10 protein-coding genes and 1 tRNA gene are annotated in these 12841 nt (G+C 37.9%); 10 read left to right on the top strand and 1 reads right to left on the bottom strand.

Annotation, left to right across the window (positions count from 1 at the left end):
- The first annotated feature begins 98 nt into the window (after positions 1-98).
- Positions 99-1400, top strand: coding sequence for an N-acetylglucosamine MFS transporter NagP (gene nagP, locus S4054249_RS18710; RefSeq protein WP_046355730.1), 1302 nt, complete (start codon positions 99-101; stop codon positions 1398-1400).
- A 294-nt stretch (positions 1401-1694) separates the two neighbouring features.
- Here the strand turns inward: nagP and S4054249_RS18705 are convergent.
- Positions 1695-1770: transfer RNA gene (locus S4054249_RS18705), tRNA-His, on the bottom strand.
- Positions 1771-1954: 184 nt separating this feature from the next.
- On the opposite strand from S4054249_RS18705, the gene S4054249_RS18700 reads away from it, so the two are divergent.
- The 9 genes from S4054249_RS18700 (at position 1955) to S4054249_RS18660 (ending at position 12841) form a co-directional block, all read left to right on the top strand.
- Positions 1955-2776 carry a mechanosensitive ion channel family protein gene (locus S4054249_RS18700; RefSeq protein ID WP_046355729.1) on the top strand — a complete coding sequence of 274 codons (822 nt, stop codon included), beginning with the start codon at positions 1955-1957 and terminating at the stop codon, positions 2774-2776.
- A 13-nt stretch (positions 2777-2789) separates the two neighbouring features.
- The gene (locus S4054249_RS18695; RefSeq protein ID WP_046355728.1) at positions 2790-3590 is read left to right on the top strand and encodes a DUF481 domain-containing protein; all 801 of its coding nucleotides are present in this window, start codon (positions 2790-2792) and stop codon (positions 3588-3590) included.
- A gap of 126 nt (positions 3591-3716) precedes the next feature.
- A complete protein-coding gene (locus S4054249_RS18690) occupies positions 3717-6335 on the top strand; it encodes an SLBB domain-containing protein (protein ID WP_046355727.1) in 2619 nt (872 codons plus the stop codon).
- Positions 6336-6401: 66 nt separating this feature from the next.
- Positions 6402-7334 carry a Wzz/FepE/Etk N-terminal domain-containing protein gene (locus S4054249_RS18685; protein WP_230851880.1) on the top strand — a complete coding sequence of 311 codons (933 nt, stop codon included), beginning with the start codon at positions 6402-6404 and terminating at the stop codon, positions 7332-7334.
- 79 nt (positions 7335-7413) lie between these two features.
- A complete protein-coding gene (gene wecA, locus S4054249_RS18680; RefSeq protein ID WP_046355725.1) occupies positions 7414-8466 on the top strand; it encodes a UDP-N-acetylglucosamine--undecaprenyl-phosphate N-acetylglucosaminephosphotransferase in 1053 nt (350 codons plus the stop codon).
- Positions 8467-8557: 91 nt separating this feature from the next.
- Positions 8558-9682 (top strand): non-hydrolyzing UDP-N-acetylglucosamine 2-epimerase, encoded by a 1125-nt coding sequence (gene wecB, locus S4054249_RS18675; RefSeq protein ID WP_046355724.1) that lies wholly within the window; start codon positions 8558-8560, stop codon positions 9680-9682.
- The gene (locus S4054249_RS18670) at positions 9679-10785 is read left to right on the top strand and encodes a glycosyltransferase family 4 protein (protein ID WP_046355723.1); all 1107 of its coding nucleotides are present in this window, start codon (positions 9679-9681) and stop codon (positions 10783-10785) included. Before wecB ends, S4054249_RS18670 begins: the two co-directional genes overlap by 4 nt.
- Positions 10782-11618, top strand: a complete 837-nt coding sequence (locus tag S4054249_RS18665) for a glycosyltransferase family 2 protein (protein ID WP_052960938.1) — start codon at positions 10782-10784, stop codon at positions 11616-11618. The genes S4054249_RS18670 and S4054249_RS18665 overlap by 4 nt, the downstream gene beginning before the upstream one ends.
- Entirely contained in the window at positions 11615-12841 is a 1227-nt protein-coding gene (locus S4054249_RS18660; RefSeq protein ID WP_046355722.1) for a lipopolysaccharide biosynthesis protein, read from the top strand. Before S4054249_RS18665 ends, S4054249_RS18660 begins: the two co-directional genes overlap by 4 nt.

The following is a 12841-nucleotide window of genomic DNA, read 5'->3' as shown; positions in this document are numbered from 1 at the left end:
TTGGAAAGCGGACATAAAAAGAACATATATCGTGTACCTGTGATAAGTGGTCACATGTACAACTTGTCATAAGATTTTATTGCAACAAGAAGAGTATTATGGAAGCAACAGTGGATATGAACGAAAAAGCGAAGCAGAGTGTCTGGTTGCCGATGACACTGGCTGGTTCTATGTTTTTTATATTGGGGTGTATAACCTGGTTGAACGGTGCTATAACTCCATTTCTACAGCAGATGCTTGAACTATCGCCGTTACAAGCATCATTTATTATATCGTCATTTTATATTGCCGTAACGATTGCAGGTATCCCATCTGCAATGGTGATAAAAAAAGTGGGATATAAAAATGGTATGGCAGTAGGCTGTGTGATCATGGCCTTGTCAGCGCTACTCTATATTCCTGCTGCAAAAATGCAGGCAATTGAAGTATTTCTATTAGCGCAGCTATTAATCGGTGTTGGTCAAACTGTATTGCAAACTGCCGTTAACCCATACGTCGTTAAAATGGGTTCTGAAAAGTCTGCGGCAGTGCGTGTATGTATTATGGGTCTGTTGAATAAGTCAGCCGGTGTAATAGTTCCTATTGTATTTGCTGCTGTTGTGGTGAGCGGAGTTGTTAATGGTGGCGAAAGTTTATCGCAAGAACAAAAAGATGCGATGGCAAATAGCTTAATAGCACCTTACCTAGCAATTGCCGGTTTAATATTTTTATTTGCACTGTTCGCAAAGTTTGCACCTTTACCTGATTTGGTTTTTGAAGAAGAAAGTAAAACATCAAAAGGTGAATTGAGAGAAGCCTTACAGCACCCACATCTAGTGCTAGGTGTGATTGGTATTGCACTGTATGTTGCTGTTGAAGTTATTGCAGCGGATACAATTGGTTCTTATGCACTGCATTTGGGTATTGCTGATTACTCTATTATGACATCATATACCATGGGTTGTATGCTGCTTGGTTATGCAATTGGTATTGTCTTAATTCCTCGCTTTATGTCTCAGCAAAATGCTTTGGTGATGTCTGGCATAGCAGGGATTATCACTGTGCTTGCTGTCGTGATGGGTGATAACAGCTCTTTTGCACTTTCTAATCTATTGTTGGTGCCTTTTGGTGGACCTCAGCTACCAGATCCGTTATTGTGTATTGCACTACTAGGTTTTGCTAATGCAATGGTATGGCCTGCGATTTGGCCACTGGCATTAGATGGTCTTGGTCGACTAACAGGCACGGCTTCTGGCTTATTGATAATGGGTATTGCCGGTGGTGCTTTAGGTCCATTGCTTATTGGCTTGGGAAATGTTGCTGGTCTTGGTGCGCAAGGCGCATACAGCTTAATGATCCCAAGTTACATATTTATACTTTTCTATGCTTTAAAAGGTCACAAAATGAGAAGCTGGAAATAAGTAAACAGAATTTCTATTTATAAGTAGAAATAATCCCGTGTGTAATGCCACCTAAATTAGGTGGCATTTTTTTTGCCTTCAGAATAAGTTATTTCACACCGTTAGCAATGGACATTTAGGGTTATTCATCATTGTAAAGTAGCTATGGGGACTGCTGTGATGATAAAAAATGAAATAAGGTATAGGAAAACAAAGAGATAAATTAAACTTATAGTAAGGAAATAAAAGCAATTTTAAAATAAACAAAAACTAAATAAGCAGGTTTTAAAAAGGATACACGAATAAGAAGGGAGATGGGGCGACTGATGGGGCTCGAACCCACGACAACCGGAATCACAATCCAGGGCTCTACCAACTGAGCTACAGCCGCCACAATGTTTCGTGTAACACCTCTTGGGTGTGGCGCGAATATTACAGCGTTTTGCTGATAATGCAAAGTCTTTTTTTATTTTTTTGTCTATTTTAGTCTGTTTGGGGAAAAACTCCACAAAATGTCTAATATTTATACCTGTTGTAAATAATTATATTGATAACTCTCTGAAATAGGACGCTTTATGGACATCATATTAGATTGGTTCAACAACAATTCAGATTTAATTGTGCACTATGCGCTTCAAGCTTTACTCGCCTTAGTTATATTTTTGATTGGCCTTAAAGTAACGCGCTTTTTATCTAACCTAACGGAAAAGGCGATTTGTAACCGCAAAGTGGATAAAGCCGTAGGTGTTTTCTTAGCAAATATTGTATATGCCTTGGGTTTCGTTGCGACACTACTTATGGCTTTATCTCAGGTTGGTGTAGAGACAACTTCATTCATTGCCATTTTAGGTGCAGCAGGTCTGGCTGTTGGGCTAGCTTTACAAGGGTCACTTTCTAACTTTGCTTCGGGGGTGTTAATTATTATACTGCGCCCATTCAAGTCAGGTGATTATATAGACGCAGGTGGAAAATCTGGCAGTGTTCGTAAGATTGAGATATTTTCGACAGAACTAATTACGCCAGATAATAAAGTAATTATAATACCCAATTCTTCCATCATGTCTGGTGCGATAGTAAACTATTCAAGGGAAAAGACGAGACGAATCGACTTAGTCATTGGCGTAGGTTATGAGTCAGACTTGAAACATACCAAGACCGTACTGGAGACTGTTTTGAATCGTGAGGATCGTATCTTGAAAGACCCTGCGTATACTGTTGCCGTATTAGAGCTTGGGGAGTCGAGTGTGAATTTTGCGGTCAGGCCTTGGGTCAATACTGGTGACTACTGGCCAACTTACTTTGATTTGCTAGAAAATATTAAAATTGCACTGGATGAAGCAAATATTAATATTCCGTACCCGCAAATGGATGTGCACTTACAAAAAACTGAAAAATAAGGTTGATGTTAGAATGAAATTTAAACTGCTCTCTTTGTGTGCATTGATGACTGTATCGTCTCAACTTGCAGCAGAAGAAAATAATAGTGGCAATAAACTCTCAGAAGAAAAAGAGTGGGATATTACCAGCGAAGTCGGTGCCATTATCACAAGCGGTAATACGGAGACGACGACGTTAAAAGGAGAGATCAAAGCAAAGCACCATCTTGATAATTGGCGAAATGAATACAAGCTTGATGGCATTTTCAAAGAAGATGAAATTGAAAATGATGATGGTGAAAAAATAAAAGAACGTACTAATGAAAAGTACTCTTTATCAGTGCAAGGTAATTACAAGTTAGTAGATGAACATAGTCATTTATTTATTCTTGGCTCTTATGACTCTGATTATTTTGGCGCATATAGAAGTGAGTCTGTGTTCTCTGTAGGTTATGGTTTGCGAGTACTTAGCCGCCCTAATATGTATCTAGACTTTGAAGTTGGTCCAGGTATCAAGCGTTTTGAGTATCAAGACAACAGTACTGAGACAAAGGGTGGTCAATCTTTAGCTGGTGAGACGGAAAGTGAAGCAATTGGTGTTGCTAAGCTCGACTATGAGTGGACTATTTCTGACAATGCTAAATTTACGCAGGTCGTTGCTGTTGAGTATGGTGATACAAATACAAAGTCAGAATCAGAGAGTGCATTAATGACGAAAGTAAATGGGTCATTACAAATGAAGGTTGCTTACAAAATTACGCATAACTCGGAAGTAGACGAAGGCAAGGAAAAAACAGACACAGAAACGTCTTTGACACTTGTTTACAGTTTTTAACGAGTTGAATTACATGTTCACAAAGTTATGACAAAAAAAAGGGCTCAGGCCCTTTTTCTATTTCACCGTTATCGTGTAGAATGTGCAATCTTTTTTTGGTTATTGACTAACAGGATACTAACTGAGATGCATTTTAGACATTTTTTAGCAATAGTTTTATGGGGCTTCAGTGCCTTGGCTGGTGCATTCACGCCAACTGCGCAGCAACTAGAACAGTTTAAAAAGTTGCCTAAGTCTCAACAAGAAATGTTAGCCAAACAATACGGTATTGATTTATCACGCATAGGGGAAGCAAATAAAGCTGGGCCTCAGGAACAACAATTAAACAAAAAAAGCATCCTACCTCGAGAAGATATCTCAGTAGAACACGGTGCGGACTCGCTAAAACCAGAAGAAAAAGAATTAAAACCATTTGGATATGAGCTATTTGCTGGAGAGCCAACTAGTTTTGCGCCGACAGAACAATTGTCAGTTCCAAGTGATTATATTATCTCAAACGGTGATAGTGTATCAGTGAGCCTTTATGGTAAAGAAACCGCTACACATATTATCTCTATCGATAGAGAAGGTCGATTAAATATTCCCAATTTTTCACCTATTTATGTCGCGGGTTTGACATATGGTGAACTGAAAGAATTAATTAATGAAAAAATAGCTACAGAAGCAATCGGCCTTAAAGTGTTTGTATCAATTTCAGAGTTAAGAAGTTTACGAGTGCTAGTGGTTGGTGAAGCGCATAAACCAGGCAGCTATGCTTTGTCACCGTTATCTACTGTTACCCATGCCTTATTCGCAAGTGGTGGTTTATCTGAGATAGCCTCTTTAAGAAACATCACAGTGAAACGAAAAGGTGAAGTGATTGCACAGTTAGATTTATATAACTTGTTGCTGAAAGGAGATAGCTCAGGGGATGTGACTTTGCAATCTGGAGACGTGGTATTTATTCCGTCAGTTGGGTCGCAAGTTACAGTGGAAGGGTTCGTCAAACGCCCGGCTATTTTTGAGTTGAAAGACGGTGAGACTGCTAAGTCTTTAGTCAGTATGTTTGGTGGATTTAAAGAAAGCGCTTATCTTGAAAAAGTAGAAGTAAGGCGTGTCATTGAGCATAGCAAAAAGTCAGTCATTTCTGTCGACTTTACTCAAAACAATACAGCTTATACCCCGCAAGGTGGAGACTATTTAAAAGTAAAAAGTGTAAGCAGCGAAGTGCTTGATTCTATAACGCTGATTGGAGCAGTTTCTCGTCCAGGTTATTATGAATGGAAAAGCGGTCTTACATTTGACCAATTGATAAGTAATACAAAAACCGATCTTCTTCCTCAAGCAGATTTGGATTATGCGCTGATCGTAAGAGAAATCTCAACGACGAATGAAATCGAAGTTTTACAGTTTTCGATTGTTGATGCATTGAAAGCTAAAAATGTACGGTTAGCTAAAAATGATAAAGTTTTTGTATTTAGTCGATTCAATGATTTAGAAAAAGAAGAAGCGGCACTTAAAAACTTAGCTCTCACAGAAACAGAGCAAGAGCTCCAAGAGAAAGTTAAGCTGTGGCACTTATATGAGCGCAGGCTGTTTGATCAGAAAGTGCTATTTGACATGGCTTTAACTGATGCTTTGAGCGATGAGCGCGAAGATAAAGTTGAAATTAAAGTCGAAGAGGAAATCACACCGACCGCTTTTGGTAGAGAGAGCTTACTCGCTCCGATTCTTGCTCAATTAGAGTATCAAGCGACTGTGGGTAACTCTAAAGCGACGTTTGAAGTCAACGGTCAAGTCCGTTTCCCTGGGATATTCCCTTTAGCAAAAGGCCTTGATGTAAACGCTGCCATTACTGCAGCAGGCGGATTACTTGAGTCTGCTTATGTGGATATTGCAGAAATTACCAGAGTGTCTCCCTCTGGTGATGTGAGTCATATTAAAGTGAAAGATCTCGATAACAAGCAGTCTGCAGATAGCCTTTTACTGCAAGGCCGAGATACATTAAATATTTTAATGCAACCAAATTGGCAAGAAAGCTACAAAGTCCATTTGAAAGGGGAAGTTGTTTTTCCTGGTACTTACACGATAAAACGCGGTGACACGCTGCGAGAAGTCCTTGCTAGAGCTGGCGGTATAACCGAGTTTGCTGAACCTAAGGCTGCTATCTTCACTCGAGAGACGATTAAAGAGCAAGAACAGACACAGCTGAAAAGGTTATCTGAGGAATTAAGAAAGGACATTGCGTCAAAGAGTTTTCAGAAGTCAATTGGCTCAAACACATCATTAACCTATGAAGAGACTAATAACCTACTTAAAGACTTAGCCAGTGTAGAGGCTTTGGGTCGCCTAGTAATTGATTTACCGAGCATTCTACAGGACCGAACTGTATTGAGTTTACAAGACGGTGATACTTTGTATGTACCTGGACTTCAAGACTCAATTTCAATCATTGGTGAAGTCAATTACAGCTCATCTCACTTGTTCAAAAAAGGGACTTCGATTGATGACTATATCAATTTAAGCGGTGGTATGAGGGATAGAGCAGATGAAGAAAAAGTCTACGTCATAAAAGCTAACGGTGCTGTATTGATACCAAATAGAAGTAGTTGGTTTGCGGTCAACAATACAGTTCAACTTGAAGCTGGGGACACCATTGTCGTTCCAATGGATGCATCGCATATGGATAGTTTAACTCTTTGGAGTACTGCAACTCAGATATTTTATCAGTTGGGTGTAGGGGTGGCTGCTATTAGTGGTATTTAACCCTAGAGTAGTAGGTTTAAAGCGGTCGTATTTAATTATTTTGAGCAGATAAGCAGGGTTAATAAAGTGACAAAAACAACCGAAAATATAGTTCAGGTTGAAGAAGATATTATTGATTTGCGAGAGATCTTCTACGCTATTTGGCGCGGCAAATTAATAGTTATATCTACTACGATTGTTTTTGCGATCGCTTCGGTTATTTACGCGTTAAATCAGCCAAATATTTATCGCTCTGCAGCTTTATTATCTCCTGTTGTTGATAGCCCAGGGGGAGGTATCAATTCTTTGGCTAATCAGTTTGGTGGATTAGCCAGCATCGCAGGTATTAGTCTCGGTAATTCCGGTGGAGTAGATAAGGTCAGCTTAGCGATACAAATAATGCAGTCGAGGCAATTTGTCTCATCTTTTGTAGATAAGTATAAAATTAAACCAGAGTTGATGGCTGTAGAAGGTTGGGATTTGCATAGTAATACATTGATCTATGCGGAAGAAGTATATGACCCAAAATCAGGAAAATGGTTGCGAGAAGTGGAATCTCCCATGATGCCCGAGCCATCAAACCAAGAGGCCTACAAAGAGTTTTTGAAGGTATTCAGCGTAGAGAAGTCGAAAGAAACTGGTTTAGTAAGTGTTTCGGTACATCATTACTCGCCTCATATAGCTAAAAAATGGGTCGATGCACTCATTTTTGAAATTAACGAAAATATGCGAAATCGAGAGTTAATTGAAGCAAATAAGAGTATCAATTTTTTACGAGAGCAATTGCAAGATACAGATGTTTCTCAAATGAAAACAGTCTTATATAAGTTACTTGAAGAACAAACAAAGCAAGTTATGTTCACAAATGTCAGAGATGAATTTGCGTTTAAAACCATTGATCCAGCTTTAGTAATGGAAAAGAAGGCTAAACCTAATCGTGCTTTAATTTGTATTTTAGGGACTTTTGTTGGCGCAATGCTTGGCGTTTTTTTTATTATATTCAGATTTCTTTTTAAGTAACGCTGAACTGATAATTGTGAATGTTCAAATAGCTGTAGTGGACTAGATTTGTTAAGGGTTACGTTTAAGATAAAAGCTTATGGAATATATTTTACCAATTTTAACTTCCTTTTTGTTTTGCTTTATCGCAATCCAAGTAGTGGGTCCAATCGCAATTAAAGTTGGACTTGTGGATGTACCTAATGCACGAAAACATCATAATGGGCATATTCCCCTCATTGGTGGTGTCGCAATCTATATAGGTGTGATTACTTCTTCTCTCTTCTTTGTTGAGACGAATAGCGCATTTGTCATTTACCTATTATCTGCATCTTTATTGTTGTTTATTGGTGTGCTAGATGACTACTATGACTTGCCCGTGCGTGCGCGGATTGTTGCTCAGATTTTGGTTGCATGCATGATGATTTTTGGAGCAGGTTATTATTTAGAAAGCTTTGGCTCAATATTTGGTAGTGACGAGGCGCACTTAGGTAAAATAGGCGTTTTGGTAACTATTTTGGCTGTCTTAGGTGCAATTAATGCATTTAATATGGTTGATGGAATCGATGGTTTAGCTGGCGCGCTTAGCTTAGTGACGTTTATGAGCTTAGGTGTTTTGCTCGGTATAGCTGGTAGCAACTGGTATTTATTAGCACTTCTTTTTATTGCTTCTATTGTCGCTTTTCTCATGTTCAATTTAAGATGGCCAAATCGCTCTTTAAACAAAATCTTCATGGGGGATTCTGGCAGCATGTTGATAGGTCTGACAGTCGTTTGGTTATTGGTGATTGGTGCCGACGATAATGTGAGAGCTTTTGAACCTGTTACGGCACTTTATCTGATAGCTGTCCCTCTTATGGATATGGTCGCAATAATGTACCGCAGGCTGAAAAAAGGTAAATCTCCTTTTAAACCAGATAGAGATCATCTGCATCATATTTTTGAGCGTGCAGGATACACTCGAAAACAGTCTCTGGCAGCTATTACGTTAGCCAGTGCGTTGATAGCTTTTATAGGGTGTTTCATGCAGATAATTGCGATACCTGAATGGATTCGTTTTTGCATATTTGTTCTTATGTTTGGTGTGTATAACTATACCCTTATTCATATTTGGAAAGTAATTACTTGGCTTAACAGGAAGAAGAAGCACTAGTAATTTCGCGTTATTTTTTCTTAGATATCCCCGGCTTAAAAGGGGGACAATCAGCTTGCAGCATCAGTATTAAATAGTTAGGTGAATTAAGATGGGTCGTATTAAAGTTTTGTCTGTGTTTGGAACTCGTCCAGAAGCAATAAAAATGGCGCCTTTGTGTAAACTTTTAGATAGCGATGAGCGTTTCGAAGCAAAATGTTGCGTTACAGCGCAGCATCGAGAAATGTTGGATCAGGTGTTAGAGGTATTCGACATCAAACCAGATTATGACCTTGATATTATGAAACTTGGCCAAAGCTTAAATGACGTTACCGCAAGAATTGTGCAAGGTATAAAGCCAGTATTGACAAGCTTTAAGCCAGATATTGTACTCGTTCATGGTGATACTACAACTACTTTTGCTGCGAGTTTAGCTGCATATTATGAGCAAATTAAAGTTGGTCATGTTGAAGCTGGATTAAGAACTGGTAATATTTATTCCCCGTGGCCTGAAGAAGCTAACCGCAAATTGACTGGTGTTTTAACTGATTATCACTTTGCGCCAACAGAAACTTCAAAGAATAACCTACTAAATGAAGGTTTCGATCAAGCGAACATCCATGTCGTTGGAAACACAGTCGTTGATGCATTAATGTCAGTAAAAAATAACATATTTTCAGATGCTGCATTGTTAAGGAAAATGGACGAAAAGTTCGCCTTTTTAGGTAGTAATAAAAAGATGATATTAGTCACTGGGCATAGAAGGGAAAGTTTTGGCGACGGCTTCAGACAGATATGCCAAGCATTGGCTGAAATAGCAAAGCAACATCAGGATGTGCAAGTTGTTTATCCGGTGCACCTAAATCCAAATGTCCAAAAGCCGGTTAATGAGATACTCTCAGGTATAGACAATGTATTTTTAATTGAGCCACAGCAGTATTTGGAGTTTGTTTATTTGATGGATAAATCTTATCTAATCTTAACCGACTCAGGTGGTATACAAGAAGAAGCTCCTTCATTAGGCAAACCTGTCCTAGTGATGAGAGACACAACGGAGAGGCCTGAAGCTGTCTCTGCTGGAACAGTAAAATTAGTTGGTACAGCAAAAGATTCTATTGTGAACTCGATAAACACACTCTTACAAAGCCAAGAGGCATATACAGAGATGAGTTACTCGCATAACCCATATGGGGATGGAGAGGCATGCAAGAGAATTCTAGAGGTGTTAGCAGAATGAAGCTGGTAGTAATACCTTCTGAACCATTAGAAGAATATGAGAAAAAAGGTTTAGATAAATTAAAACAATATTACAACCCAAGTGCCTTTTTTGACGAAGTACATGTTCTTTCTCCTTGGGAAACTAAAGTAGGTTTCCACCATGGGATGCATATTCATGAGGTTAACTCTTGGTCTGAATATAGGAAAAAGCTTAAAGAGATTTCGCCTGACGTAGTCAGAGCTTACGGTGGCTATTGGGCGAGCCAGCTAGCATGCTTGAATAAAGTTGATGGAATACCGGTAGTATGTTCGGTGCATGATACAAATAAACTTCTTATATATAAGTCTCTAAAATACGCTGATCATATTATTTGTATGACTAATGTAGTGAGAAACTCTGTTTCTAACTTAACGAGCTTTGATGGAGGCTACTCAATTTTGCCTAACAGGGTTGATTTTACAACCGTAGAAAGTAATGTTGATGAATTTTTAGAGAATCTCCCTGAAAAGTATTTACTACATATAGGTCGCAAGACTTCTCAAAAGAACCTTGATACTGTGATCAAAGCGCTGCCAAAAATCGATCCTGATGTGAAGGTTGTAGCTTTGGGTAATGGAGATTGTTCGCCGTACAAAGCATTAGCTGAACAGTATGGTGTATCTGAAAGAGTGCTATTTGAGCCATCAGTGAAAAACTCTCAATTGCCAATTTATTACAAAAAAGCGCTGGCGTTGGTTGTTCCTTCTCGTTGGGAGGGCTTTGGGATTATATTCATAGAAGCACTGGCAAACAAATGTAAAGTCATCTCTTCAGATTTGGCCCCTATGAATGAGTTTTTAAATGATTCAAATAGTTACTTGCTAAGAGACGTCAACAACGACTCTGAGTTGGCTGAACTTATTACGTTCGCAATAAGTGATGACCAAAGTAAAGTGAAACAAGGATTTGAAGACTCTAAACAATTCGAGCGAAAAGAAGTAGATCAAAAAGAAGTAGAAATCTATAAAAAAATCATAGAATCCAAAGAAAGAAAGAATGTTAATTCTGTTCAGCGAGTGGTTTCTTTTTGTTCGGACTCTATTTTTAGGCTCTATAGAAAAGTGGAAAACAAAATCCTATGAATCCATTAATTAGCTGTATTCTCCCTGTTTATAATGGTGAAAAGTATTTAAAAGAGTCAATAGAGAGTATTTTATCTCAATCTTGTAATGACTTTGAATTAATTATCATTAACGACTGCTCTACAGATTCTACTGAAGAAATTTGTATGGAATACCAGTTTGATGAACGTGTAAAGTACGTCAAAAATGAAAAAAATCTGAGGCTACCAGCTTCTTTGAACAAAGGGTTTGAATTAGCAAAAGGACGGTATCTCACTTGGACTTCTGATGACAATCGGTTCTTAAAGAATGCATTTTCAAAACTCAGCGCCCAATTGCAGCAAAACGAGCAAGTCGGCCTTGTTTACGCTGATCAGTATGCCATAGATGCAGCGGGCAATGTCATTGAAGAAAATAGACGTCCTGCTGTTGAAGATATTTTTAATAAAAACCCTGTTGGGGCTTGCTTTATGTATAAAAAGGAAGCGCTTGAAAAACTTGGAGGCTACAACACAGATTTATTTTTGGTTGAAGATTACGAGTATTGGCTAAGAATTTCTGTAAATTATCCCGTTCTACATTTGCAAGAGTTACTTTATGAATACAGGTTTCACGAAGGTTCCCTAACTTCACAAAGAAGAACCCAAATTCTCAAAGCAACTAACTTAATGATAAATAATTACTTGAAAACCGAAATGTTGTCAAATGCAGTTAAAAGTGACGCATATATGGCTATGGCTATTCGATGTTTACTGGTTAAAAGTTTTCCAGGATTTATAAAAAATGTTTGTAAGGCTATTTGTCAAAGTCCTAAACAAGTGCTCACTAGGTTGATTACAAAAGTCTTCAAATGAAGAGTTTAAGTAACGTTTTATTTTATACATTTTTAGAGGGGATAAATAAAGCTATCCCCTTTTTGCTCATCCCTGTCTATACACGAGTTCTGAGCAAGGAAGATTACGCGCTAATTGAAGTTTTTAACTTATATTTAAGTGCATTTACTCTTCTTGTTTTTTTTAATTCAAATACATTCTTCCAAACTAGATACTATGACTTCTTCAAAAAGCAGGCGTCTTTAGTTTTATACCCTGTATTAGTTGTTTTGATTAATATATTAGCTCTAAGTTTGCCTTTTTATTTTTTCGTACCTGAAAGTGCATCCTATATTTATTTTATCCCTATATATGCTCTGTTTTTCTTTTATTTATCTATCCAGTTGATCGATTGGCAAATGAGAGAGGAAAAGATTTCTTACTTTACAGTTCAAATATCAATGACTGTGATCAATATGGTGGTTAGTCTTGTCTTGATTTTGCAATTTGAGTCTGGTGGTGAGGGGAGAATATGGGCGGTCCTTTTAGCTCCGATTGCTATTTTTTGTTTCTTTATGCCAACTAAAGTACTCAACTTCTATAGAACAAGACCTAAAAAAATAGAGCTTCAAGTTGTAAAAGATATATATTTGTTTGGTGCAAAGCTGTTACCTTACAATTTGTTGAATGGATGGCTGCGAGATAATGTCGCAAGGTTGTATTTGCTATATTCCAGCCAAACTTTATTACTTGGCACTTGGGCTGTGGTTTTTAATTATGCTTTTGTGACGAATGTAATTGTAAATGCTGTAAATTTAGCGCTGGCTCCAAGATTAATAAAGTCGCTATCTAATCAAGACTTAAAAGGCTTTGTTAAGTTGATGTTTGTGGGTGTTGTATTTTTTGTTATGCTGATATCGTGTTCAGCTGTATTTTTGATATATAGCTACAACATATTCATTGGTGAGCAGTTTCACTTTGATACTTATATTCCAGTTGTTTCTATCCTATGTCTAGGGTTCTTCTTTAACGGTGTATCTGTAATGGTTGCCCACGCTCTTAATTATTTCAAACTGCCTCACTATCTCTCTTTTTCGTCAATGATTTCTGTTTTTGCTTATATAGTGATGATAGTTTCAATGGAAACGAGTGCGGTTAATATTGCAATTTCATATACTGCAAGCTTTGCATGTCTTGCGTTAATAAATAGCGCTGTACTTATTTACAAAATATTGCCTACGCAAAATGATAAAAGTTATTCTTGA

Source organism: Pseudoalteromonas luteoviolacea (assembly GCF_001750165.1).
Taxonomy (GTDB): Bacteria; Pseudomonadota; Gammaproteobacteria; order Enterobacterales; family Alteromonadaceae; genus Pseudoalteromonas; species Pseudoalteromonas luteoviolacea_G.
Note: the sequence above shows the minus strand (reverse complement) of the source record. Positions and strands in the feature narration are given on the sequence as shown.

What these genes read in the sequence shown, in the direction of transcription:
- S4054249_RS18695 (WP_046355728.1), top strand. Translation starts at nt 2,790, where the DNA reads ATGAAATTTAAACTGCTCTCTTTGTGTGCATTGATGACTGTATCGTCT.
- wecB (WP_046355724.1), top strand. Translation starts at nt 8,558, where the DNA reads ATGGGTCGTATTAAAGTTTTGTCTGTGTTTGGAACTCGTCCAGAAGCA.
- S4054249_RS18690 (WP_046355727.1), top strand. Translation starts at nt 3,717, where the DNA reads ATGCATTTTAGACATTTTTTAGCAATAGTTTTATGGGGCTTCAGTGCC.
- S4054249_RS18700 (WP_046355729.1), top strand. Translation starts at nt 1,955, where the DNA reads ATGGACATCATATTAGATTGGTTCAACAACAATTCAGATTTAATTGTG.
- wecA (WP_046355725.1), top strand. Translation starts at nt 7,414, where the DNA reads ATGGAATATATTTTACCAATTTTAACTTCCTTTTTGTTTTGCTTTATC.
- S4054249_RS18660 (WP_046355722.1), top strand. Translation starts at nt 11,615, where the DNA reads ATGAAGAGTTTAAGTAACGTTTTATTTTATACATTTTTAGAGGGGATA.
- nagP (WP_046355730.1), top strand. Translation starts at nt 99, where the DNA reads ATGGAAGCAACAGTGGATATGAACGAAAAAGCGAAGCAGAGTGTCTGG.
- S4054249_RS18670 (WP_046355723.1), top strand. Translation starts at nt 9,679, where the DNA reads ATGAAGCTGGTAGTAATACCTTCTGAACCATTAGAAGAATATGAGAAA.
- S4054249_RS18665 (WP_052960938.1), top strand. Translation starts at nt 10,782, where the DNA reads ATGAATCCATTAATTAGCTGTATTCTCCCTGTTTATAATGGTGAAAAG.